Origin of the sequence: Ideonella margarita (assembly GCF_038066635.1) — a bacterium.
GTDB classification, from domain to species: Bacteria; Pseudomonadota; Gammaproteobacteria; order Burkholderiales; family Burkholderiaceae_C; genus Ideonella; species Ideonella margarita.
Window position 1 is genome coordinate 367,615 of the sequence record NZ_JBBUTI010000005.1, and the last position, 23,003, is coordinate 390,617.

Annotated in this window: 21 protein-coding genes; 11 read left to right on the top strand and 10 right to left on the bottom strand. The window is 67.1% G+C overall.

Going from position 1 to position 23,003, the window contains the following annotated elements:
- Positions 1–47: 47 nt before the first annotated feature.
- Together AACH00_RS09195 and AACH00_RS09200 are read left to right on the top strand one after the other, a co-directional pair.
- Positions 48–2,579, top strand: coding sequence for a GspE/PulE family protein (locus AACH00_RS09195; RefSeq protein ID WP_341398807.1), 2,532 nt, complete (start codon positions 48–50; stop codon positions 2,577–2,579).
- Positions 2,580–2,735: 156 nt separating this feature from the next.
- Positions 2,736–4,826, top strand: a complete 2,091-nt coding sequence (locus tag AACH00_RS09200) for a sigma-54-dependent Fis family transcriptional regulator (RefSeq protein WP_341398808.1) — start codon at positions 2,736–2,738, stop codon at positions 4,824–4,826.
- 58 nt (positions 4,827–4,884) lie between these two features.
- On the opposite strand, the gene AACH00_RS09205 is transcribed toward AACH00_RS09200, so the two are convergent.
- Together AACH00_RS09205 and moeA are read right to left on the bottom strand one after the other, a co-directional pair.
- Positions 4,885–6,891: an alpha/beta hydrolase family protein gene (locus AACH00_RS09205; RefSeq protein WP_341398809.1), complete on the bottom strand. Its 2,007-nt coding sequence runs from the start codon at positions 6,889–6,891 to the stop codon at positions 4,885–4,887.
- Between the two features lie 200 nt (positions 6,892–7,091).
- On the bottom strand, positions 7,092–8,375 hold the full coding sequence (moeA, locus tag AACH00_RS09210; RefSeq protein WP_341398810.1) for a molybdopterin molybdotransferase MoeA: 1,284 nt from the start codon (positions 8,373–8,375) through the stop codon (positions 7,092–7,094).
- 245 nt (positions 8,376–8,620) lie between these two features.
- On the opposite strand from moeA, the gene AACH00_RS09215 reads away from it, so the two are divergent.
- The 9 genes from AACH00_RS09215 (at position 8,621) to AACH00_RS09255 (ending at position 16,652) form a co-directional block, all read left to right on the top strand.
- A complete protein-coding gene (locus AACH00_RS09215) occupies positions 8,621–9,343 on the top strand; it encodes an ABC transporter permease (RefSeq protein ID WP_341398811.1) in 723 nt (240 codons plus the stop codon).
- Positions 9,340–10,059 (top strand): ATP-binding cassette domain-containing protein, encoded by a 720-nt coding sequence (locus tag AACH00_RS09220; RefSeq protein WP_341398812.1) that lies wholly within the window; start codon positions 9,340–9,342, stop codon positions 10,057–10,059. Before AACH00_RS09215 ends, AACH00_RS09220 begins: the two co-directional genes overlap by 4 nt.
- Positions 10,050–10,904: an ABC transporter substrate-binding protein gene (locus AACH00_RS09225; protein ID WP_423221915.1), complete on the top strand. Its 855-nt coding sequence runs from the start codon at positions 10,050–10,052 to the stop codon at positions 10,902–10,904. The genes AACH00_RS09220 and AACH00_RS09225 overlap by 10 nt, the downstream gene beginning before the upstream one ends.
- A gap of 239 nt (positions 10,905–11,143) precedes the next feature.
- A complete protein-coding gene (locus tag AACH00_RS09230; protein WP_341398814.1) occupies positions 11,144–11,617 on the top strand; it encodes a 4Fe-4S dicluster domain-containing protein in 474 nt (157 codons plus the stop codon).
- A 20-nt stretch (positions 11,618–11,637) separates the two neighbouring features.
- Positions 11,638–13,485 (top strand): aldehyde ferredoxin oxidoreductase family protein, encoded by a 1,848-nt coding sequence (locus AACH00_RS09235; RefSeq protein WP_341398816.1) that lies wholly within the window; start codon positions 11,638–11,640, stop codon positions 13,483–13,485.
- An 88-nt stretch (positions 13,486–13,573) separates the two neighbouring features.
- The gene (locus tag AACH00_RS09240; RefSeq protein ID WP_341398817.1) at positions 13,574–14,860 is read left to right on the top strand and encodes an NAD(P)/FAD-dependent oxidoreductase; all 1,287 of its coding nucleotides are present in this window, start codon (positions 13,574–13,576) and stop codon (positions 14,858–14,860) included.
- A gap of 4 nt (positions 14,861–14,864) precedes the next feature.
- Positions 14,865–15,119 (top strand): sulfur carrier protein ThiS, encoded by a 255-nt coding sequence (gene thiS, locus AACH00_RS09245; protein ID WP_341398818.1) that lies wholly within the window; start codon positions 14,865–14,867, stop codon positions 15,117–15,119.
- 10 nt (positions 15,120–15,129) lie between these two features.
- Positions 15,130–15,429 carry a hypothetical protein gene (locus AACH00_RS09250; RefSeq protein ID WP_341398819.1) on the top strand — a complete coding sequence of 100 codons (300 nt, stop codon included), beginning with the start codon at positions 15,130–15,132 and terminating at the stop codon, positions 15,427–15,429.
- Between the two features lie 35 nt (positions 15,430–15,464).
- The gene (locus AACH00_RS09255; RefSeq protein WP_341398821.1) at positions 15,465–16,652 is read left to right on the top strand and encodes a substrate-binding domain-containing protein; all 1,188 of its coding nucleotides are present in this window, start codon (positions 15,465–15,467) and stop codon (positions 16,650–16,652) included.
- Between the two features lie 53 nt (positions 16,653–16,705).
- On the opposite strand, the gene AACH00_RS09260 is transcribed toward AACH00_RS09255, so the two are convergent.
- The 8 genes from AACH00_RS09260 to AACH00_RS09295 all read right to left on the bottom strand — a co-directional run.
- Positions 16,706–17,704 carry an XdhC family protein gene (locus AACH00_RS09260; protein ID WP_341398822.1) on the bottom strand — a complete coding sequence of 333 codons (999 nt, stop codon included), beginning with the start codon at positions 17,702–17,704 and terminating at the stop codon, positions 16,706–16,708.
- A gap of 67 nt (positions 17,705–17,771) precedes the next feature.
- Positions 17,772–18,305, bottom strand: coding sequence for an NYN domain-containing protein (locus AACH00_RS09265; protein ID WP_341398823.1), 534 nt, complete (start codon positions 18,303–18,305; stop codon positions 17,772–17,774).
- A gap of 1 nt (position 18,306) precedes the next feature.
- Positions 18,307–18,744 carry a type II 3-dehydroquinate dehydratase gene (gene aroQ, locus AACH00_RS09270; protein ID WP_341398824.1) on the bottom strand — a complete coding sequence of 146 codons (438 nt, stop codon included), beginning with the start codon at positions 18,742–18,744 and terminating at the stop codon, positions 18,307–18,309.
- Between the two features lie 88 nt (positions 18,745–18,832).
- Positions 18,833–19,747, bottom strand: coding sequence for a sugar phosphate isomerase/epimerase family protein (locus AACH00_RS09275; protein ID WP_341398825.1), 915 nt, complete (start codon positions 19,745–19,747; stop codon positions 18,833–18,835).
- Positions 19,748–19,758: 11 nt separating this feature from the next.
- On the bottom strand, positions 19,759–20,637 hold the full coding sequence (locus AACH00_RS09280; RefSeq protein WP_341398826.1) for a VOC family protein: 879 nt from the start codon (positions 20,635–20,637) through the stop codon (positions 19,759–19,761).
- Between the two features lie 53 nt (positions 20,638–20,690).
- Complete coding sequence (locus AACH00_RS09285) at positions 20,691–21,602, bottom strand: shikimate dehydrogenase (RefSeq protein ID WP_341398827.1); 912 nt, start codon at positions 21,600–21,602, stop codon at positions 20,691–20,693.
- 37 nt (positions 21,603–21,639) lie between these two features.
- Positions 21,640–22,653, bottom strand: a complete 1,014-nt coding sequence (locus AACH00_RS09290) for a TRAP transporter substrate-binding protein (protein ID WP_341398828.1) — start codon at positions 22,651–22,653, stop codon at positions 21,640–21,642.
- A gap of 65 nt (positions 22,654–22,718) precedes the next feature.
- Positions 22,719–23,003, bottom strand: a 285-nt coding sequence (locus AACH00_RS09295) for a TRAP transporter large permease subunit (RefSeq protein WP_341398829.1), incomplete at its 5' end; no start/stop codon positions are given.

Sequence of the window (23,003 nt, forward strand, 5' to 3'; positions counted from 1 at the left end):
CACGTCCATGCCCGCCTTGTTGGTGGGCAGACGCTCAGTTGCCGATCATGACGGACCTTTCCCAACCCGCACTCAGCCTGGTTCCCGCCGACGCCGACGCCGCACGCCGCCAGGGCCCTGCAGCCACGCCGCCGTTCGCCTGGCCGACACCGCCCTACGCGGGCTATGCGGCGGCGGAACCCCAGATGGATGCGGAAGCCTGCGACATCGTCGGCCAGAACGGCAAGACGATCCGAGGTCGGCTCACCTTCTTCGACCCCGGCCAGGGCGTGCTGCATGTGCAGGTGCCGCCGGCGCGCACCACCGTGCCGCTGCGCCTGTCGCAGTTCCGCTGCGTCACACTCACCCGCCCGATTGCTGCGGTGCACGCGTCCAAGGCCAGCCCCGAAGACCCGCTGCTCGCCTTCCACCCCAGCGTCGACTACCGCGTCGTGCTGAAGGACGCCGGCGAGCTGACCGGCGAAACCATCGGCCATGTTGAAACCCAGCTCGGCCTGTTCCTGTTCCCGCCGATGGACACACGTGGCACGGTGGAGCGGCTGTTCGTGCCGCGCACCGCGTACGAACGGTTCGAGATCGGCCCCAAGCTGGGCGACGTGCTCATCCAGGCCAACACCGCCACACCGGCCCAGATTGCTGCGGCGCTGGCCGAACAACGTGACATGCGGCAGCAACGCGTCGGTGATGTGCTGCTCAGCAGCAAGATCGTCAGCCCCGACCAGATGGCCTCGGCCCTGGCAGCCCAGGCGCGCATGCCCATGGTGCGCATCGGCGAAGCCCTGATCGCACTGGGCTACATCAGCCAGCAGCAGCTTGATGAAGCGCTGGTGTCGCAGAAGGCCAATCGCAGCGTGCCGCTGGGTGAGTTGCTGGTGCGCAGCGGCCGCGTTCAACGCGAAGACCTGCGCACGGCCCTGGCCCGCAAGATGGGCTATCCGGTGGCCGACTTGCTGAGTTACCCGATCGAGACCGAGGCCCTCAAGCGTCTGCCGGCATCAGCCGCTCGCCGGCTGGGCGTGCTGCCCTTGCAGGTGCTGCAAGGCCGGCTGGTGATTGCGATGGACGACCCATCACGCCGCGACGTCATCGACGAAGTCGAGTTTCTCGCCCAGGGCAAGGTGCTGCCGGTGCTGCCGTCGAGCGACCAGCTGCCGCAAGCCATCTCCGACGCCTACAAGAAAGCCGGCCTGGAGGAGGCCCCCAACACTGGTTTCGCCGAGGCCTCGGGCCTGCAGCAGCTGGAGGAAGGCACGGGCAAGCTGCTGGCGGATCTGGAAGAGCGCCACACCGCCGAGCGCGACGCCGGGGCGGACGAGAAGCCGATCGAGCAATCCGACAACGCCCTCGTCAAGCTCATCAACACGATGATCTTCGAGGGCCATGCGCAGGGCGTGTCCGACATCCACATCGAATGCCACCCCGGCCAGGAGAAGGTGCGCATCCGCTTCCGCCGCGACGGCATGCTGCGCCCCTACCTGGAATTGCCGCACACCTACCGCACCGCCCTGATCGCACGCCTGAAGATCATGTGCGACCTCGACATTTCCGAGAAGCGGCGGCCGCAGGACGGCAAGATCAACTTCGCCAAGTACGTGCCGTCATGCCCGATCGAGCTGCGCGTGGCCACCATCCCGACCAGCGCCGGCATGGAAGACGCCGTGATGCGGATCCTGGCCTCGGCCAAGCCGATTCCGCTGGACAGCCTCGGCATGTCGCCCCGCAACCTGAAAGCGCTGAAGGAGGCGGTGGAGCGCCCCTACGGCATGGTGCTGTGCGTCGGCCCGACCGGCTCGGGCAAGACCACCACGCTGCACTCGGCGCTCAGCCACATCAACGTGCCGGAGCGCAAGATCTGGACGGCCGAGGACCCGGTTGAAATCACCCAACCCGGGCTGCGCCAGGTGCAGGTCAATCCGAAGATCGACTGGACCTTCGCCAAGGCCCTGCGCGCCTTCCTGCGGGCCGACCCGGACGTCATCATGGTGGGCGAAATCCGGGACGGTGAAACCGCCCGCATCGCCGTGGAATCGTCACTCACGGGCCACCTGGTGCTGTCGACCCTGCACACCAACAGCGCCGCCGAAACCGTGACCCGCCTGCTCGACATGGGCATGGACCCCTTCAACTTCGCCGACTCGCTGCTGGCCGTGCTGGCGCAGCGGCTGGTGCGCCGCATCTGCTCGAACTGCCGGCAACACAGCCCGGCCAGCGAAGAGCGCCTGAGCGAGCTGATGGACGACTGGATGCATGCCTGGGGCAAGCGCGAAGACATTCCGAGCCGCAAGAGCGTGCGCGCCGAATGGCAGGAACGCTTTGCCGTGGACGGCCAGCTGATGAGCTGGCACAACGTCGGCTGCGACAAGTGCAGCCAGACCGGCGTGCGTGGCCGCGCGGGCATCCATGAGCTGCTGACCGTGTCGCGCACCCTGCGCCACATGATCCAGACCGGCGCCCGGGCCGACGACCTGCACCAGCAGGCCATGACCGAGGGCATGCGCACCCTGCGCCAGGACGGCATCGAGAAAGTGCTGCAAGGCATCACGACCATCGAGGAAGTGCGCGCCACCAGCAACGTCTAGCGCGGCACCCCGCGCAGACACCTCCGCCCTGCCAGAAGGGATGGAAAGCAGCGATTGACCGCTGCCGCCGGGAACCCGTAAGGTCCGCCCTGTAGATTCCAGACCCATCTGGAGACAAGCAGCGCGGCCATGGCAGCCTGCATTTGGAGGTGGACCATGACCGGACTGTTCCCGCCCACGCGCAGCGGGCGGCCCCGCCGCACGGCCAGCGCGGCACGCGGCCTGGTGGCCGGCCACGCGCTGGGCAACGTCAGCCCCGGCCATCAGACGGCGATTGCGCATTCGCATGAGCGCTGTGCGGCGCTGGGCCTGTCACGCATCGAACGCCCGGACCATGCCTTGATCGGCATGAGCGACCTGGCCGTCGCCCGCGACCGCAACTTCCGCCTCTATGCCCATGCCGCGCCGGTGATGGAGATGCTGCATGAGCAGATCACCAACACCGACAGCATGGTGGTGCTGACCGACGCCACCGGCACGATCCTGCACTCCATCGGCGACGCCGAATTCCTGGGCAAGGCGTCCAAGGTGGCCCTGCAACCGGGCGCGAACTGGTCAGAGGGCAACAAGGGCACGAATGCGGTGGGCACGGCGCTGGTCGACGAGGTACCGACGCTGGTGCATGCGGAAGAGCACTTCATGCATGCCAACCACTTCCTCACCTGCTCGGCGGCGCCGATTCTTGACCCACGCGGCAACATCCTCGGCGTGCTGGATGTATCGGGGGAGCAGCGCAGCTATCACCAGCACACCATGGCGCTGGTGAAGATGTCGGCGCGCATGATCGAGAACCATTGGCTGACCGACGACTACCGGCATGTGATGCGCCTGCATTTCCATCACCGGGCGGACTACATCGGCACCTTGATGGAAGGCATCCTGGCGGTGGCGCCTGACGGCAAGATCGTTGGTGCCAACCGGGGTGCGCTGGACCAGCTGGGACTGTCAGGCGCTGCGCTGCGCATGCATTCGCTGGCGTCGCTGTTCGGCATTGCGGTGGGTGCGCTGGTGGACCGCTTTCGCTCGCCGCTGGCCGTGCCGATGCCGGTGCACCTGCCCAACGGGCGCCCGTTCTTTGTGTATGCCCGCTTCAACTGGCCGGTCTGGACCAGCGTGGCCGAGGCCGCCGACCAGGCGCTGTCGAGCAGCACGGCCCCGGTGGAAGACGCCCGGCTGCGCAGCCCGCCGCCTGCCCCTGTCAGCCCACGCGAAGTGGGCGGGCTGGCCGCCCTGGAAACCGGCGACAGCCAACTGGAGGCCGTGATCGGCAAGGTGCGGCGCGTGCTGGACCGCGACATTCCCGTGCTGATCCTGGGCGACACCGGCACGGGCAAGGAGTTGCTGGCGCGGGCCATTCATGAAGCCTCTGCCCGGCGCCATCAGCCCTTCGTGGCCGTGAACTGCGCGGCTATTCCCGAGAACCTGATCGAGGCCGAGCTGTTTGGCCACGAGGAAGGTGCGTTCACCGGCGCGCGCCGCAAGGGTGCGGTCGGCAAGATCCTGCAGGCCAGTGGCGGCACCTTGTTCCTGGACGAGATCGGCGACATGCCGCTGGCCTTCCAGGCGCGGCTGCTGCGGGTCTTGCAGGAGCGACAGGTGACGCCGCTGGGCAGCAGCAAGGCGCTGGCCGTGGACGTGGCTCTGGTGTGCGCCACCCACCGCAACCTGCGCGACATGATGGACGCGAAGCAGTTTCGCGACGACCTGTATTACCGGCTGAACGGCCTGGCCGTGCGCATGCCCTGCCTGAGTGAGCGCAGCGACCTGCCGGTGCTGGTGGAGCGCATCTTGACCCAGCAGCAGGCCGGCCGACGGCTCAGCCTCTCAGCCAGCGTGGCGGCGATGTTCCAGGCCTACCACTGGCCCGGCAACGTGCGGCAGTTGTTCAATGTGCTGCGCACGGCTGCAGTCATGGCGCCGGACGAATCCGTGATCACGGAGGCCCACCTGCCCGACGATTTTCTTGAGGATGTGCGGCGCTCCAGCCCGGTGCAGCGCACGGTGATGGCGGCCACGCCCTCAGTGAGCCCCAGCCTGAGCATGCTGGGCACCGTGCCGACATGGCCGGCTGGCTCCACGATGGCGGCCAGTGGCGCCGCAACCGAAGCCCGATCGCTGCAGGACATGGAGATCGACGCCATCCGGCAAGCCGTTGAGCAGGCCGGCGGCAATATCTCCGAGGCGGCGAAGCGGCTGGGCGTCAGCCGCAACACCATCTACCGCAAGCTGCGCTGGCGGGAGGGCTGAGCCACAGGCAGCGTGCCGTGAATGCGTGCTGCCTGGGCTTGGTCCTCGGCTTGATGCCTTACTTGGCGCTGGTGGTGCCCAAGTGCCGGGCGAGGAAGCTTTCCAGCTCCGCGAAGAACAGCAGGCGGTCCGCCTGGCGGGCGAGGTTGTGGTCGCCACCTTCCAGGGTCACGAAGCGCACATTCTTGCCAGCGGCCTTCAAGGCCTTGTCCATGGTCACCGACTGGTCGTAGGGCACGATGGTGTCGCTCGTGCCGTGCACCAGCAGCACCGGGATGCGGATCTTCGCGGCCTGCTCGCTCGGCGACGTGGCTTTGAGTTGGTCACGATCACGCCAGTAGTTGCCGACCTGCTCGTCGTTGTAGGTGCGGTTGACGCTGTAACCCGCCTCGCGCCGCGACAGATCGATCAGGTTCGACACGCCGGCAAAACTGACCGCGCATTGGTAGAGGTCCGGCGTTTTCACCGCGCCCATCAACGCCGCGTAGCCACCGTAGCTGCCACCCACCACGCAAACGCGCTTCGGATCGGCCAGCTTCTGCTCCACCGCCCACTGCACGCCGTCGGTCAGGTCGTCCTGCATCTCCAGGCCCCAGCGGCGCAGGCCGGCATTGCGGAAGTTGTCACCCAGGCCGTCTGAGCCGCGGAAGTTCACCTGCAGCACGGCGTAGCCGCGCGAGGCCAGCAGCTCCGTCCAGGTATCGAAGTCGGCGTTGTCACGCGACATCGGGCCGCCGTGCGGCAGCAACACCAGCGGCCAGCCCTTGGGGTTCTTGCCCTTCGGGGTGGTGATGAAGCCGGTGATGTTCAGGCCGTCACGCGCCTTGAAGTTGATGCTGCGCTTGCCGACCATCTGCTCTTCGGGCAGGTCGGGGTACATGTCGGCCACCAAGCTGAGGCTGCCGGCCTTGCGGTCGCCAATGTAGATCTGGTCGGGGACGCCATTGCCGCTGGACTGCACCACGTAGCGGTTGCCGTCTTCGCTGAAACCAAAGATGTAGTTGTAGCGCTTGGGCAAGCCCTCATCGATGCCGCGAGCCAACTCCCGCAGCGGCTCGGTCCAGAACCGCTTCGCGGCGTTGCCGTACCAGGTCGAGCCGAAGGACTCCAGCTCACCCGTGGTGCGTGAAATCCGCAACGACCCTCCAAGGTCAAACTGGTCGTTTGCAGACATCAGCGTCAGCGTCGGCAGACCGGCCGCGTCGAGCTTGTCGAGACGGGCCGAGAACAGGGCACGCCGGCCTTCATGCTTGGCCATCACGTACAGCAGATTGGGGTCGCGGCCGAAGGCCAGCGGCTCCACTTCGTCGGCGGTGAACGCGTCGTACTTCCACACAGTGCGCCAGTTGTCGCTGTCCACGTCACGCACGATCACCTCGGATTTGGTGCCTTCGTTGCGCACACCCGCGCGCACACGGTGCTGGAAGTCGGTGACCCAGTGCCAGATACCACGGCGCGGGCCGAGCACCTGGGTACGCTTGCCGCTGTTGACGTTGACCTTGAACACGCTCGGCGCGAAGACGTTGAAATCTTCAACGATGGACATCATCACGTGCTCGCCGTCGTCGGGCATCCAGTCGATGACGCGGTCCTGGAACTGGGCCAGATTTTCGATGTTGCGGTCGCGCGGCGGTGGCACCAGGTTGATGATGCGGCCGCCGTCGGCATCCACTGCCAGCGCCCGGGACTCACCCGCGGTGTCGCCGCGGGTGATCGACGGATAACCCAGGCTGACGATCAAACGGCCGTTGTTGACCCAGTGAGCCCAGTTGAACTTGAACTTGCGGTTGTCCGTCTCCATGATGCCGCGCATCTCGGAGCCGTCCCACTTGGCCGTCACCAGCACGGAGTTGCCGTCGCGGTTCATGATGCCCAGCAGGCGCTCGCCGTTAGGCGACAGCGACAGGCCCCGGAGGGCAGGCAAGGTGGCAAAGGCGGCCAGCGGCGGCGGCGCCGCAGGCTTGGCGGCCTCGGCCTGAGCAGCCGCGGGCGCTTGCGCCAGGGTCAGGCCCGGCACCGCTTGAAGGGCAGCCGCGATGACAGCGGCCTTCCAGAAGATCTGCATGTTGATCGCTCCCGATCGTTTTTGAATGTTTGAAGCGAAGCATGTTAGCCACACCAACATCCACGACGAAGGGGGAGACACCCGCAGGCCATTGGCCTGTTGCGCAGGCGCAGCAGCACCCGCCGCCGAGGCCTGCAGGTGCTGCCGGCGGTGCTACGAGGTGTGTTTTTCAGGCGGCGAAATGCGCAGCGCCGAGCGTGTCAGAGCAGGCCGTCAAACAACCAGACGTCCACGTCATCGCCAGCCGCCACCGAGCCCTGGTCATGACCCAGCACCACCAGCGCATTCGCCTCTGACATGCTGCGCAAGATGCCGGCCCCCTGAGCGCCTGTCAGGCGAACCTGCCAGCGGCCGTCAGCCCCCGGCTCGAGGATGCCGCGCTGGAATTCGCTGCGCCCCGGGCGCTTGCGAATGGCCGACATGCTGCGCGCCCGCAGGCGCGGCACCGGCTGCGGGCGGGCTCCCGAGAGCTGCAGCAGGCCGTCGCGGGCGAACACATGGAAGGTCACCAGCGCCGCCACTGGATTGCCCGGCAGCGCGAACAGCCATACCGGCTTTGGGCCCTGTGCGTGATCAGGCCCACGCAGCGGGCCGAAGGCAAATGGCCGGCCCGGTCGCATGGCCACTTTCCAGAAACCGACCTCGCCGCGCGAAGCCAGCAAGTCGCGGGTGTAGTCGGCGTCACCCATGCTCACGCCGCCGCTGGTCAACACCACGTCGGCCTCGGCCAGGGCGCGGTCAAGCGTGGCGTTCAGGGCCACCGGGTCGTCGGCCACCAGGCCCAGGTCCAGCACGTCCACGCCGAGGCAGCCCAGCGCACCCAGCAGGCTCTGGCGGTTGCTGTCGTAGATGCAACCGGCGGGCAGCGGCTCACCCGGGTTGCGCAGCTCATCGCCGGTGGAAAACAGCGCCACCTTCAACTTGCGAAACACCGTCACACCAACCACGCCCAGCGATGCCAGCAGCCCCAAGTCAGCCGGACGCAGGCGCTGCCCCGCCGTCAAGGCTGGCAAGCCCAGGCGCAGGTCTTCACCCTGGCGGCGGCGGTTGTCGCCACCCTTGATCACGCCGGGTTGCACCTGCACCCGGTCGCCTTCCACCGTGCACAGCTCGATCGGCACCACGGTGTCGAGCTCAGGCGGCATCACCGCGCCCGTCATGATGCGCACGCAGTGGCCCTCGGGCAGCACGCCGCTCAAAGGGCTGCCTGCGAACACCGTGCCGACCACCGCCGTCAGCGTGGTCGCAGCCTCCAGCAGCAGGTCACTGCCCCGAAAGGCATAACCGTCCATCGCCGAGTTGTCATGCGCGGGCACGTCGATGGGCGAGATCACGTCCACGGCCAGCACCCGGCCCAGGGCCTGCTGGAGCGGCACCGTCTCCGTGTCCGTCAGCGGCTGCAGGGCAGCGGCGATCAGGGCACGCGCGGCTTCAACAGGCAGTTCATGGCCGGCGGCCAGCGGGGAAGGTCCGAGTTCAGACATGGTGAGGCTCAAGGGTTCGGGCACCGGCCGCAAGGGCAGCGCGCGTGAAACAGGCGGATGACTGGGGCGCATTTTGCGCCGGGCAGCGGGCACGGCCGTGAGTAGATGAACAAGCCGCCCCCTGACAAGGCCCTTGCAGCACCACGCTGGCTTCTACCTATGCACGATTGAACATATCGCTTCGCGGTGCAGCCGGACGCCAGAATCCGCCTCGACGCGGCCTGTTGTTCTGCCGCGCTGCCTTGATGAACGCCATTTCCGACGCACTCGCCCTCGCCTTCCAGTTGTTGCTGCACCTTGATGCAGAGCTGCTCCGCATTGCGGGCTTGTCGCTGCGCGTGAGTGGCAGCGCCTGCCTGCTGGGCGCGGGCCTGGGCTTGTGGCTCGGCGCCTGGCTGGCTGTCGCCCGCTTCCCCGGCCAGCGCGCTCTGGTTTGGCTGTTGAACACGCTGCTCGCCCTGCCCTCGGTGGTGGTGGGGCTGCTGGTGTACCTGCTGCTGTCGCGTTCCGGCCCGCTCGGCAGCTGGGGCTTGCTGTTCACGCCCACGGCGATGGTGATTGCACAAACCATGCTGGTCGTGCCCTTGATTGCCGCGCTGGCCCGGCGGCAGGTGCTGGACGGCCTGGCGGAGGGCGGCGATCAGCTGCGCTCGATGGGTGCCAGCCCACTGATGAGCGCATTGCTGATCCTGCTGCACGAGCGCCGCGCCGTGCTGACCATCCTGCTGACAGCCTTCGGCCGCGCGGTCGCCGAAGTGGGCGCGGTGATGATCGTGGGCGGCAACATCAACGGCGTCACCCGCGTGATGACCACCGCGATTGCGCTGGAAACCAGCAAGGGCGATTTGCCGCTGGCCCTGGCGCTGGGCCTGGTGCTGCTGGGCGTGGTCGGCGTGATCAACCTGCTGATCGGCCTGGTGCAGGGCGCGCCTGGCCGCAGCCGCGGCGCCCCGGAGGCCCTGGCATGACCGCACCAGCCCTGATCAGCCTGAGCGACGCCTCCGTGAGCTTCGGTGATCGGCCCGCCCTGAGCGGCCTGAACCTGGTCATTCGCCGCGGCGACCGCGTGGCGCTGGTGGGTGCCAACGGCTCGGGCAAGACCAGCCTGCTTCGGCTGCTTCACGGCTTGCTGCCGGCCAGCCAGGGCAGCCGCACCCTGCACAGCCTGGCGCCTGAGGGCACGGCGCCGGTGGCCGCGATGCTGTTCCAGCGGCCCTTCCTGATGCACCTGTCCGCCCGGAACAACATCGCGCTGGCGCTTTGGCTGCGCGGCGTGAACAAGCCTGAGCGGAAGCAGCGCACAGAAGCCGCGCTGCAACGCGTGGGCCTGGCGGCCGAGGGCGGCCTGCCCGCCCGTGCGCTGTCAGGTGGCCAGCAGCAGCGGCTGGCGCTGGCCCGCGCCTGGGCAATGCAGCCCGACATCCTGTTTCTGGATGAGCCAACGGCCAGCCTTGATCCGTCCGCCAAGCGCGAGGTGGAAAGCCTGATCAGCGAATTTGCGCGCGACGGCGTGACGCTGGTGATGAGCAGCCACAACCTCGGCCAGGTCAAGCGGATGTGCGACCGCGTGCTCTACCTCGACGCAGGCAGGCTGGTGTGCGACCTGCCCACCGACCGCTTCTTCAACGACGACCTTCCCGCCGAAGCCACTCAATTCCTCAAAGGAGAACTGCCATGGGCATGAACACCACGCACCACAACACTCCGCGCCGCCACGCCCTCACCACCTTGCTGGGCACGCTGCTGGCCGCCACGCTGGCCAGCCCTGCCGCCTGGGCACAAGACAAGTTCATCGTGATGGCCTCCACCACGTCCACCGAGCAAAGCGGGCTGTTCAGCCACCTGCTGCCGGCGTTCAAGGCGGCCACCGGCATCGACGTGCGCGTGGTGGCCGTCGGCACGGGCCAGGCGCTGGACACCGGCCGCCGCGGTGACGCCGACGTGGTCTTCGTGCACGACACCGCCGCTGAAGAGAAGTTTCTGGCCGAAGGTTTTGCCACCCAGCGCCGCAACGTGATGTTCAACGACTTCGTGGTGGTCGGCCCGGCGGCGGACCCTGCCAAGGTGAAGGGCCGCGACATCAACGCCGCCTTCGCCAAGCTGGCCACCGGCACGGCCTCGTTCATTTCGCGCGGCGACAAGAGCGGCACCCATGCGGCCGAGCTGCGGCTGTGGAAGGGCGCAAACGTCGACCTGGCAGCCGCCAAGCCGGCGGGCTACAAGGAATGCGGTTGCGGCATGGGCCCGGCACTGAACATGGGGGCGTCCACCGGCGCCTATGTGCTGACCGACCGCGGCACCTGGCTGAGCTTCAAGAACCGCGCTGATTTGACGGTGCTGGTGGAGGGCGACAAGAAGCTGTTCAACCAGTACGGCGTGATGGTGGTGAACCCGGCCAAGCACCCGCATGTGAAGGCCGCACTGGCGCAGCAGTTCGCTGACTGGGTCGTGTCGCCCGCCGGCCAGGCCAACATTGCCGCCTACAAGATCAACGGCGAACAGCTGTTCTTCCCGAACGCCGGCCAGTAAAACACCCGCAAAAACCACGCCGTTGCAGCCCGGCACGCCTGTGCCGGCGCCGCGGCAGCCGGAGCTTCAACCTGAGCCGCAGCTGTACCAGTCTGGTACGCCTGCGGCTTTTTCACGCCCGGAATCAGGGTTCAGCCTAGGTTTTTGTTTGCATAGGTTCTGCAGATGATTGCATAGCGTTTTCAGGAAGCTGGCCGAGTGTGGCCGCATCCCGGGCGCCCCAACACGGAGACCTGGTCATGCAAAAGAGCCTTCACCTCAACCCGGACAAATGCACCGGCTGCCTGCAGTGCGAAATGGCCTGCTCGTTCGAGAACTACGGTGTGTTTGCGCCGGCCAAGTCGCGCATCAAGGTGTTCGACTTCCATGAAACAGGCCGCAAGGTGCCCTACACCTGCACCCAGTGCGACGAAGCCTGGTGCCTGCATGCCTGTCCGGTCGAGGCCATCACGGTCGACAAGGCCACCGGCGCCAAGGTGGTGAACGACACCACCTGCGTCGGCTGCAAGGTCTGCACCATCTCCTGCCCGTTCGGCACCATCAACTACGTCCAGGAAACCGGCAAGGTCCAGAAATGCGACCTGTGCGGCGGCGAGCCTGCCTGCGCGGAAGCCTGCCCGACGGGCGCCATCACCTACGTCGACGCCAACTGGACGGGGCTCGACAAGATGGCCGCGTGGGCGAACAAGCTGGGCAACCAGACCTCGGTCTGAACGAATTCAAGGAGACATTCATGTCCTGGGCTGGAAAACTGCTTCGCGTCAACCTCACCACCGGCACCGTCAGTGCCGAACCGCTGCGCATGGATTGGGCTCGCGCCTACCTCGGCTCACGCGGGCTGGCCACCAAATACCTCGTCGAGGAAATCGACGCCAAGGTCGACCCGCTGTCGCCTGACAACAAGATCATCTGGTCCACCGGCCCGCTGACGGGCACCATGGCCTCCACCGGCGGCCGCTACACCGTGGTCACCAAGGGCCCGCTGACCGGTGCCATCGCCTGCTCCAACTCGGGCGGCTACTGGGGCGCCGAACTGAAGATGGCCGGCTGGGACATGGTCATCTTCGAAGGCCGCTCACCGAAGCCGGTTTACCTGTCGATCGAGAATGACCAGGCCGTGCTGAAGGACGCTGCGCACCTCTGGGGCAAGACCGTCTGGGACACCGAAGCCGCCATCAAGACCGCCCATCAAGACCCGCTGGCCCGCGTGTCCAGCATCGGCGGCGCCGGTGAGAACCAGGTGCTGTTCGCCGCCGTGGTGAATGACCTGCACCGAGCGGCCGGCCGCTCGGGCGTGGGCGCCGTGATGGGCAGCAAGAACCTGAAGGCCGTGGTGGTGCGTGGCACCCTGGGCGTGGGCAACCTGTCCAACCCGAAGGAATTCATGAAAGTGGTGGCCGAGAAGAAGAAGATTCTTCACGAGAACGCCGTGACCGGCCAGGGCCTGCCCACCTACGGCACCCAGGTGCTGATGAGCGTGATCAACGAAGTGGGCGCCCTGCCCACCCGCAACCACCGCGACGTGCAGTTTGAAGGCGCCGGCCAGATCGGTGCCGAGGCCATGGCCACCCCGCGCGCCACCGACGGCAAGAAGCCGCTGGTGACCAACCAGGCCTGCTTCGGCTGCACCATCGCCTGCGGCCGCATCCAGAAGATCGACCAGGGCCACTTCACGGTCGAGAACAAGCCGCAGTACTGGGGCGCCTCGGGCGGCCTGGAGTACGAAGCCGCTTGGGCGCTGGGTGCTGCCAACGGCGTGAACGACCTCGACACCCTGCAATACGCCAACGTGCTGTGCAACGAGCACGGCATGGACCCCATCACCTTCGGCGCCACCATCGGCGCCGTGATGGAGCTGTATGAAATGGGCGTGCTGACCAAGGAGCAGATCGGCATCGACGCCAAGTTCGGCTCGGCGCAGGCACTGGCCTACTTCGCCGAAATCACGGCCAAGGGCGAAGGCTTCGGCAAGGAAATCGGTCTGGGCTCGAAGCGCCTGACCGCCAAGTACGGCCACCCCGACCTGAGCATGAGCGTCAAGGGCCAGGAGTTCCCGGCCTACGACGGTCGCGGCATCCAGGGCATTGGCCTGGCCTACGCCACCAGCAACCGCGGCGCCTGCCACCTGCGCGGCTACACCATCGCCTCGGAAGTGCTGGGCATCCCGGTCAAGACGGACCCGCTGGAGAGCAACGGCAAGCCCGAGCTGGTCAAGGCCTTCCAGGACGCCACTGCCGCCTTCGACGCCGCCGGCATCTGCATCTTCACCAGCTTCGCCTGGGGCCTGGCCGATGTGCAGCCGCAAGTGGCCGCGGCCTGCGGTGACGAGTTCACGCTCGACAACCTCAACACCATCGGCGAGCGCATCTGGAACATGGAGCGCGACTTCAACAACCGCGCCGGCTTCACGTCGAAGGACGACAGCCTGCCCAAGCGCCTGCTGACCGAACCCGCCAAGACCGGCCCGGCCAAGGGCATGGTCAGCAAGCTCGGCGAGATGCTGCCGGTCTACTACGACATCCGCGGCTGGGACGCCGATGGCCAACTCAAGCCGGAGACCCGCAGCCGACTCGGCTTGTGAACCCCTGAGCCCTGAGTGGCCAGGCACCTGATGCCCACGGGCGGCCCTTGCGCCGCCCGTTCCTTCTTCAAAGGCAAAGAGCAGCCCCATGAAACACATCATTCTTGGTGCCGGACCGGCGGGCGTCATCGCCGCCGAGACCATCCGCAAGCACGCCCCGCACGATGAAATCGTCGTCATCGGTGACGAGCCCGAGGCGCCCTACTCCCGCATGGCGATTCCCTACCTGCTGATCGGCAAGGTGGGTGAAGAAGGCACGCACCTGCGGCACACGCCGGGGCATTTCGAGGCCCTGGGCGTACGCGTGTTGCGTGGCCTGCGCGCCACCCGCATCGACGTCGATGCACGCGCGGTGGAAACAAGCGACGGTGCGCGGCACGGCTTTGACAAGCTGCTGATCGCCACCGGATCCTCGCCCGCCACGCCGCCCATTCCGGGCATCCAGGGGCCCGGCGTGCACACCTGCTGGACGCTGGAAGATGCGCGCGCCATCATGGCCCTGGCCCAGCCGGACGCACGGGTGCTGCAACTGGGCGCGGGCTTCATCGGCTGCATCATCATGGAAGCGCTCGCGATGCGCGGCGTGCAGCTGACGGTGGTGGAAATGGGCGACCGCATGGTGCCCCGCATGATGGGCCCCACCGCCGGCCGGATGATCAAGGACTGGTGCGAAGCCAAGGGCGTGCGGGTGCACACCGGTGCGCGCGTGGACGCGGTGGAGCGCCAACCTGGCGGCAGTGCGCCGATGCAGGTGAAGCTCTCAACCGGCGCGGTGCTGGACGCCGATCTGGTCATCAGCGCCACCGGCGTGCGGCCCAACATCGGCTTTCTCGAAAACTCCGGTATCACCTGCCTGGTGGGTGTGCTGACCGACCAGCACCTGCAAACCAATGTGCCGGGCATCTATGCGGCCGGTGATTGCGCCGAGGCGTTCGACAAGGTCAGCGGCAAGACCATCGTCAGCGCCATCCAGCCCAACGCGGCTGAGCAGGCCCGCGTGGCTGCACTGAACATGGTGGGCCGCGGCGCCGAGCTGAAGGGTGTCACCCAGATCAATGTGCTCGACACGCTGGGCATGATCTCCGCCAGCTTCGGCCTGTGGGACGGCGTGCCCGGCGGGCAACATGTGGAGCTGACGGACGAAGCCGCCGGCCGCCACCTCAGCCTGCAGTTCGATCAGAACCGGCTGGTGGGCTGCAATGCCATTGGCTGGACCGAGCATGTGGGCGTGATGCGCGGCCTGGTGGAAGGCCAGGTGCCGCTGGGCGACTGGAAAGCCCGCCTGCTGGACGACCCGACGCAGTTGATGGCCGCCTACCTGGCCTGCGCGCAGGCCCAGCAGCACCCCGGCCTGCTGAAGACGGGGGCACACTGAGCCCATGCAGATCACCTTCAAGCTCTTCGCCAGCCTGACCGACCACCTGCCGCCCGACAAGCGGGTGGGCAACCAGATGAGCCTGACCGTGCCCGACGGCGCCACCATCGCCCAGATCATCGAGCCGTTCAACCTGCCACCGAAGCTGGTGCATCTGGTGCTGATCAACGGCACCTATGTGGCGCCGGCCGACCGGGCGGAACGCGCCCTGGCCGACGGAGACGCCCTGGCCATCTGGCCGCCGATTGCCGGCGGCTGAGCGGGCACAGATGGGTGTGGTGGCCGAGCAGTTCGAGCGCGACACCGGCGGCACGCTCGCCGATTGGCACGGCTGGTTGCCGCCGGCCTGCCACGGACACGCCTTGACGTTCACCGGGCCGCAGCAGGCGCAGGTGCAGATGGGCGCAGGCAGCCTGACGCTGGACTGGCAGGCGCTGCCGCCGCGGCGCCTCGGCCTGACGAAGCTGCCACACCTGCTGGTGCGCTACCGGTTTGACGGCGTGCCCGATGAAGAACGCGCCCGGTTCATGCGGGTTTTTGACCTGCACATGCACCGGGGCGGCGGCTGATACGCATTTGCGCATCGCGCGGCACAATCCAGCCCATGCAATCGCGTGGCGTTCACCTTCAATACACCTACCAGGCCGCTGACCAGCGGGGCTCCGAGCTGCACAACCCGCTGTTCGATCTGTTGAACGCGGTGCGTGAGCACGGCTCCATCCAAAACGCGGCCAAGGCCATGGGGGCGTCGTACCGGCATGTCTGGGGCGCGCTCAAGCACTGGGAAGACGTGCTGGGCGAGAAGCTCGTCACCTGGGCGCAAGGCCAGCCAGCCCGGCTCACCCCCTTCGCCGACCGCCTGCTGTGGGCCGAAACCCGTGCCCGCACCCGCCTGACGCCGCACATCGAGGCGCTGCGCGCCGAGCTGGAACGCGTGATGAGCGAAGCCCTGGACGGCAGTCAGCATGTGCTGACGGTGATGGCCAGCCACGACATGGCGCTGCCCCTGCTGCGCGACGTGGCCAGCCAGCAGCAGCGCCTGCACATCGACCTGAAATTCACCGGCAGCCTCGACGCACTGCGCGCCTTGGCCGAAGGCCGTTGCCTGGTGGCCGGCTTCCATGTGGCTCGGCTGGAAGGCCAGGCGGGCCTGTTTTCGCAGGCGCTCAAGCCGCTGCTCAAGCCGGGCCGCCACAAGCTGATCGGCTGCACCACGCGCACCCAGGGCCTGGTGGTGGCGCGCAACAACCCGCTGCGCCTGAATCTGCTGCAAGACCTGAGCAAACCCGGCGTGCGCTTTTTGAACCGGCAGGCGGGCTCGGCCACACGCCTGTTGACCGAACACCTGCTGCAGGAAGAAGGCATCGCGCCGACCCTGCTGCACGGCTGGAACGACCCGCCCGAAGACAGCCACCTGGCCGTGGCCGCGGCCATTGCCAGCGGCGTGGCCGATGTGGGCGTGGGCATCGAGGCCGCCGCGCAATCCTTCGGCCTGGATTTCATTCCGCTGATCGAGGAAGACTATTTCCTGGTCTGCCTGAAAGACGCGCTCGACCACCCGGCGGTGCTGAAGCTGCGTGATGCGCTGTCGGGCAGCGCCTGGCAAACCCAGCTCGACACCCTGCCCGGCTACCTGCCGGCGCGCAGCGGCGAGGTGCTGTCACTCACCCGCGCCCTGCCCTGGTGGAGCTACCGCAGCCCACGGCCGGCCGTTGCTGGTGAGCCTGCTGAGGAAGCCGCGGATGACGCGGCCGATGAAGCCGTGATCGATGCCGGGCGAGTGCCTGAGTGAACGCCGGATCGACTGACCTCGGCTGAGTTCAACTGAGCCGGCCGGCAAGCGCCTCAAACCACGCAACCCGGGCCGCTGTCAGTGCCTGGCTGCAGGCGGATGGGCTCGGGAATGCGGAAGCCGTAACGCTCGGCCGTCAATTCGGCCAGGATGGCCACGGCGATTTCCGGTGGCGTGCGCGCCCCGTTTTTCAAACCCACCGGGCCGTGCAGCCGGCTCAGCTCAGCCTCGGTCAAACCGAAGTGTTCGGCCAGCCGCTGCTTGCGCTTGTCCTGGTTCAGCCGTGAGCCGATGGCGCCGATATAAAACGCCGGTGAACGCAGCGCCTCCATCAGCGCCAGGTCGTCCAGCTTGGGGTCGTGGGTGAGCGCGATCACCGCCGTGTGCGCGTCGGGCGCAAAGGCCTGCACGGCGTCGTCCGGCATGCTGCGCAGGCGCTGCACGCCCGGCATGTCAGGCAGGTATTCCTCGCGCGGGTCGCACACCACCACCTGGTAATCCAGCGCCAGCGCCATGCTGGCCAGGTACTGGGTCATCTGGCCGGCGCCGATCAGCAGCAAGCGCCAGCTGGGCCCGTGCACGCTCATCAATTGATCGACACTCAAGCGCAGCTGATCGGGGCCGGTGGCGGTGCTCAACTGCACTGCCCCAGTGGCCAGGGTGAGTTCACGCAGAACGCGTGTGCCGGCATCCAGCTGCGTCAGCAAGGCATTGATCTGGCTGTGCGGGCGCACCGGCTCCAGCACCAGCTCCAGCGTGCCGCCACAGGGCAAGCCAAAGCGCGCAGCCTCGTCGCCACTGACGCCGTAACGCACCACCTGTGGCAACTCGGTGGCCACGGCGCCTTCCCGCACCCGGGTGATCAGGTCGTCCTCGATGCAGCCGCCTGACACCGAACCGGCCACGAGGCCGTCATCACGAATCGCCACCAGCGCGCCCACCGGCCTCGGAGCAGAACCCCAGGTGCGGGTGACGGTGCCCAGCACCACGGCATGGCCGGCTTGCTGCCAGGATTGAACCTGACGCAGCACTTGAAGATCGACGTTGTCCATTGGGCGAGGATGATGACACGGCCGGCCAGCACCGCGCTTGGGCGGGGTCTCCGGCGCGCCCGCGGTTTCAGCGCGCGATGGCCGGGTACAGGTCTTCCATCCAGACGACCTCGTCGGAGTACGACTGCAGGTCCGCCGACATGTTGGCGTGCAGCCCGCTGACCCAGATTTCCTTCTTCAGGTCGGACTTGACATACGAGATCGCCTGCTCGAAATCGCCATCGCCCGCCGAGAGGATCAGCCGGTCATAAACGCCCTGCACGGCCAGCTTGATGATGAGCGTTGCGATGGCCACGTCCACGCCCTTCTGCACTTCGCGCGTGAAGTGCTCGGCGCAATTCGGGCAGTCCTGGTGCGAGTCCTTCAGCCGGAACAGCTCAACCCGCACTTTCGGGCCGCGCGGCGGCGCCGATTTCATCCAGGTGTGAAACGCGTTCTGCTGGTCGGCCGACGGATCGCGGCTGGAGTTCAGGTAGTAGCTCTCGTAGATCGGCCCGCCGTTCAGCCGAATCAGCTCGTTCTTGAGCTTGAGATAGTCAAACGGCCGCGATTTGCCGACGTTGAAGAGGTAGGCGCCGTCGATGATCCAGGCGGTCCGCATGTCAGGCCGCCAGCTTGCGCACGGCAAACTGCAGCGCAGCGCTGTAGCCAAACACGCCCAGGCCGGCGATCACGCCTTCGGCGATGCCCGAGATGTAGGAGTGGTGACGGAACTCTTCGCGCTTGTGCACGTTGCTCACATGCACTTCCACCACCGGCAGGGCCACGCCAGCCAGGGCATCACGCAGGGCCACGCTGGTGTGCGTCCAGCCGCCCGGGTTGATGACGATGTAGCGCGTGCCGTCAAGGCGTGCCGCATGGATGCGGTCGATCATCGCGCCTTCGTGGTTGGTCTGGAAACACTGCGCGGCATGGCCGGCTGCGGTGGCCTCTTCAACGAAGCGACGCTCGACATCGGCGAGCGTGTCTGCACCGTAGATGTGGGGCTCGCGGGTGCCCAGCAGGTTCAGGTTGGGGCCGTTCAGCAGCAGGAGGCTCATGGTGCGCAGGTCAGTGAGTGAATGGATTCAGCAGGCCGCACAGTGTGCCCCAAACCGGCACCGCGGCGCCCATGCCGCGGGCAGCGGATCAGGGCGACATGGCCCGCAGCCGCATCGCGCCGGGCAGCGGCACCGACCGGCGCAGCACACCCTCCGCCAGCCACAGCGCGCTTTGTCGCGCACGCTCGGCCACCACGGGCAGCGGCAGTTGCTGGTAGTCGTCGTTGAAGACTTCAAAGCTGTAGTCGCCGCGGTAACCCATGCCGTCGAGCTTGCGCACCAGGCTCGACAGCGCCTGGGTGTGCACGCCCTCACCTGGGAACACGCGGAAGTGGCGGGCCGTGTCGATGCGCTCTTGCACCGTGCGGGTTTCCTGCCACATGAAGTCCGACAGCTGCACCAGCCAGATGCGGGCGGGGTCCACGTCGTCCAGCAGGCTGAGTGAGGTGGCTGTGGCGAACTGGTGATAAGAATCAATGCCCAGGCCCAGGTTGGGCATGTCGGCACGCTCCACCGCTTCCCAGGCCTGGTGCACCTCGTTGATGTGCCGGCCCCAGGACAAGCCCTCGAACGCCACCTTGATGCCGTGCGGCAGCGCCAGCATGGCCAGCTTGCGCAGGTCACGCGCCACGGCATCCATGTCGCCCACCGCATGCTGCGAGGTGGAACTGCAGGCCAGCAACACCTTGGCGCCCAGCTCGCGCGCCATCAGGATCATCTGCTTGGCGATGTCGACCTTGTAGCTGTGCAGGTGGCCCGACAGGCCTTCAAAGTCGCGCAGCACCTGGAAGCCGGTGACCCGCAGGCCGCTGTCGCGCACGGCCTGCACCGCGGCGTCCATGCCCTGCGGGTGGCCGACGATGTCGCGGGCCGCCAGCATGATCTGGCCGAAGCCCGCAGCGCGCACGGCCTTGAGCTTGGCCTCCAGCGGGCCGGCGAGCGTGATGGTGTCCATGCCGAAATCGGCGATGTGGCCTTGCAAGGCGGTTTGAGTGGTGTGCATGGCTGCGGGCCTCAACGCGGGTCGAGCACGAGCTCGACGCTGACGCCACCCGACTCCGCGCGGCTCAAGGCGCCGCGGCGGTCGCTGTGCACGCCCTGCGGCGATTCAATGAAGCTCACGCCGCGCTGGCGCAGGGCTGCCACGGTGGCCAGCACATCGTCGGTGCCGAAGGCCACGCGCTGCAGCAGCTCTTCCGGGTCGGCATCAAACGCGTCTAGTGCCGGCTCGATCAGCTGCCAGTACACGGTGCCGCACGGGCTGGCCAGGATGCGCCCCTCCGTGAGCACACCGAACGTCTGTTCAGCCGGCAACTCGATGAAGCCGAACAGCTCGCCATAAAACGCCATCCAGTCGTCGAGGCGGTTCAGGCCGATGTACTGCACCAGGCCAAACAGGTGCAGGCTGTGGCTGGCCGGCGGGCTGCGATCAGCGCCGGGAATTGCGACGAAGTCGACGTCGTAGATCGAGAACTCCTGGCAGCGATCAACGAAATAGATGCGGCTGCGACCCACGCCGTGGATGGCCGGGATGTTGAGCTCCATCACCTCGACCTGCGTGGCCACGGCCCAGGCCCCCAGCGACAAGACACGGCGGTAGGCCCCGGCGGCATCCGCCACGCGGAAGGCCACGGCGGCGATCACCGGCTCGCCCGCGTCTGCCTCGTGCGCGTTGACGATGATGTTCATGTCGCCCTGGCGGTACAGCAGCACCTCGCGCGAGCGGTGGCGGGCCACCGGGATGAAGCCCAGCCGCTCCAGCGTCTGCCCCAGCGCCTGTGGACGGGCAGTGGTGAACTCGATGAACTCGATGCCTTGCAGGCCCAGCGGGTTGGGCATGTCACCCAGGCGCTCGCGGGCCATCGACAATCCATTGGTGGGCAGCAGGGTCATGGTGGGGTGGCCGGTCGGGCAATGGCGGTGTTGAAGAGGAAACGGGGTCGAGGTCAGGGCTTGGCGGCCGTTACCAGGGCGCGGAAGTGCGCTTCCATGCGGGCCGCGTCGGGCACCAGGCCGGTGAACAACTCGAACGCGCCCACGGCCTGACCCACCGCCATGCCGCCGCCGTCACTGACGCGGCAACCCTTGGCGCGGGCCGCCTTCAGCAAGGCGGTGTCGAGCGGGAAATACACGACTTCCGACACCCACATGTCCGCACGCAGCAGCGCTTCGTCGAGCGGCAGGCCGGGCAGCTTGTCCATGCCCGTCGGCGTGGCGTGAATCAGGCCAGTGGCGTCGGCCATCGCTGCGGCCAGATCGGTCACAGCCGCGGCGCGGGCGCCGTAGAGGGCGTTCACGTCGGCCACGAGGCGGCCGACACGTTCGGCATCGGTATCCACGATGCGCAGCTCAGCCACGCCCAGCCGCAGGGCGGCATGGGCGATGGCGGCGCCAGCACCACCGGCCCCGAGCAGCACGACCCGCGACAGGTTGGCATCAGGCAGCGCACGGGTGAACCCGCGTGCCCAGCCCGAGCCGTCCGTGTTGTGGCCGATGAGGCGGCCGTCGCGGATCACCACCGTGTTCACGGCACCCATGGCCCGCGCTTCGTCCGACAACTCGTCAAGCAGCGGCAGCACCGCCTGCTTGCACGGGTAGGTGACGTTGCAGCCGGCATAGCCCATTACGCGGGCAGCCTGAAGCAGCGCCGGCAAGTCGCTCGCGCTGGCGCCTTCGGTGCGATCCAGGTCGATCAGCTGGTAATGCAGGCGCAGGCCATGCTGACTGGCCTCCTGCTCATGCATGGCCGGCGAGAGCGACTTCTGGATGCCGGCCCCGATCAGACCGATCAAGACCTTGCGCACCGGTGCGGCTGCACCGGCAGAGGCAAGGGCTGGCGGAGAAAGCGTGGCGTTCATGGATGTGTGTGGTTGGCGTGAGCGTCGTCGGGCAGGCTTACTTGCCGCCGCGCACCTTGGCGATGGCGGCGTAAACCTCCTTCACCGTGTCTGCGCCCACCTTCTCGGCGTACTTGTCGACCACCGGCTTGACCTTGGCGCGGATCTTGTCGAGCTCGGCCGCCGGCAATTCGGTCACCTGCATGCCCGACTTCTTCAGCTCGTCCAAGGCCACGTTGGCCTGCACGCGCGAGACACCACGCTGGTAGGTGGTGGCTTCAGCCATCGCATCGGCAATGATCTTCTTCTCGTCGGCGCTCAGCTGGTCGTGGAACTTCTTGCTCATCACCACCGCTTGCGGGTTGTAGATGTGGCGGGTCAGCGTGAGGTGCTTCTGCACTTCGTTGAACTTCGACGCGCGGATGGTCGTGACCGGGTTCTCCTGGCCGTCGATCGCGTTCTGCTCCAGCGCGGGGTAAACCTCCGGGAAGGGCATCGGCACGGCATTAGCGCCAAGGGCGGCGAACATGTCGATGTAGATCGGCGACTGGATGACGCGGATCTTCAGACCGGCGATGTCATCGGCCTTGTTGATGGCGCGCTTGTTGTTCGTCAGGTTGCGGAAGCCCAGCTCCCAGTAACCCAGGCCCACCAGGTTCTTCTCGGGCAGCTTGGCCAGCAGCTTCTGGCCAAAGGCACCGTCGGTCACCGCATCGGCTTCCTGCGGGCTGTTGAACAGGAAGGGGAAGTCGTAGATGCCGAATTCCTTGGCCTGTGCCGACAGGATGCCGGCGTTCAGCACCGTCATCTCCACCGTGCCGCCTTGCAGGGCCGACACCGTCTGCAGGTCACCGCCCAGCGTGCCGCCGGGGAACAGACGCACCTGGATCTTGCCGCCGCTCTTGGCTGAAACCAGGTCAGCGAACTTCTGTGCACCCTCGGCCTGCGGATGGCCCTTGTTGTTCTGGAAGGCGAACTTGATGGTGCGCTGCTGCACCTGCGCCTGGGCAGCACTGCACAGGGCCAGGGCCGACACGACGGCGAGCAGGGTACGACGGGAAAAACGGGTCATGCTTGTCTCCAGTGGGAAGTTGTGGCCACGTCAACGTGGCGTCTGTTGAAACCGCAGGGAAAGGATCAGCTGGCGAACCACTTCGCCGGGCCGGTGACCAGCCAGGGGAAGAACACCATCAGGAACATCACGGCGAACTGCGCGGCCATGAACGGCAGCACGCCGCGCGTGACCTCATCCATCTTCATCTTGCCCACGCCCGCCACCACGTTGAGCACCGTGCCCACCGGGGGCGTGATCAGCCCGATCGCGTTGTTGATGATGAACAGCACGCCGAAGTACACCGGGTCGATGCCCGCGGCCTTGATCACCGGCATCAGCACCGGCGTCATGATCAGGATGGTTGGCGT

Coding starts and splice junctions, on each gene's coding strand:
- AACH00_RS09260 (WP_341398822.1), bottom strand. CDS start 17,704: ATGGACAACGTCGATCTTCAAGTGCTGCGTCAGGTTCAATCCTGGCAG.
- AACH00_RS09280 (WP_341398826.1), bottom strand. CDS start 20,637: ATGACCCTGCTGCCCACCAATGGATTGTCGATGGCCCGCGAGCGCCTG.
- AACH00_RS09225 (WP_423221915.1), top strand. CDS start 10,050: ATGGGCATGAACACCACGCACCACAACACTCCGCGCCGCCACGCCCTC.
- AACH00_RS09215 (WP_341398811.1), top strand. CDS start 8,621: ATGAACGCCATTTCCGACGCACTCGCCCTCGCCTTCCAGTTGTTGCTG.
- AACH00_RS09200 (WP_341398808.1), top strand. CDS start 2,736: ATGACCGGACTGTTCCCGCCCACGCGCAGCGGGCGGCCCCGCCGCACG.
- AACH00_RS09265 (WP_341398823.1), bottom strand. CDS start 18,305: ATGCGGACCGCCTGGATCATCGACGGCGCCTACCTCTTCAACGTCGGC.
- AACH00_RS09240 (WP_341398817.1), top strand. CDS start 13,574: ATGAAACACATCATTCTTGGTGCCGGACCGGCGGGCGTCATCGCCGCC.
- AACH00_RS09205 (WP_341398809.1), bottom strand. CDS start 6,891: ATGCAGATCTTCTGGAAGGCCGCTGTCATCGCGGCTGCCCTTCAAGCG.
- AACH00_RS09250 (WP_341398819.1), top strand. CDS start 15,130: ATGGGTGTGGTGGCCGAGCAGTTCGAGCGCGACACCGGCGGCACGCTC.
- AACH00_RS09230 (WP_341398814.1), top strand. CDS start 11,144: ATGCAAAAGAGCCTTCACCTCAACCCGGACAAATGCACCGGCTGCCTG.
- AACH00_RS09290 (WP_341398828.1), bottom strand. CDS start 22,653: ATGACCCGTTTTTCCCGTCGTACCCTGCTCGCCGTCGTGTCGGCCCTG.
- AACH00_RS09285 (WP_341398827.1), bottom strand. CDS start 21,602: ATGAACGCCACGCTTTCTCCGCCAGCCCTTGCCTCTGCCGGTGCAGCC.
- AACH00_RS09220 (WP_341398812.1), top strand. CDS start 9,340: ATGACCGCACCAGCCCTGATCAGCCTGAGCGACGCCTCCGTGAGCTTC.
- thiS (WP_341398818.1), top strand. CDS start 14,865: ATGCAGATCACCTTCAAGCTCTTCGCCAGCCTGACCGACCACCTGCCG.
- AACH00_RS09195 (WP_341398807.1), top strand. CDS start 48: ATGACGGACCTTTCCCAACCCGCACTCAGCCTGGTTCCCGCCGACGCC.
- AACH00_RS09255 (WP_341398821.1), top strand. CDS start 15,465: ATGCAATCGCGTGGCGTTCACCTTCAATACACCTACCAGGCCGCTGAC.
- aroQ (WP_341398824.1), bottom strand. CDS start 18,744: ATGAGCCTCCTGCTGCTGAACGGCCCCAACCTGAACCTGCTGGGCACC.
- AACH00_RS09235 (WP_341398816.1), top strand. CDS start 11,638: ATGTCCTGGGCTGGAAAACTGCTTCGCGTCAACCTCACCACCGGCACC.
- AACH00_RS09275 (WP_341398825.1), bottom strand. CDS start 19,747: ATGCACACCACTCAAACCGCCTTGCAAGGCCACATCGCCGATTTCGGC.
- moeA (WP_341398810.1), bottom strand. CDS start 8,375: ATGTCTGAACTCGGACCTTCCCCGCTGGCCGCCGGCCATGAACTGCCT.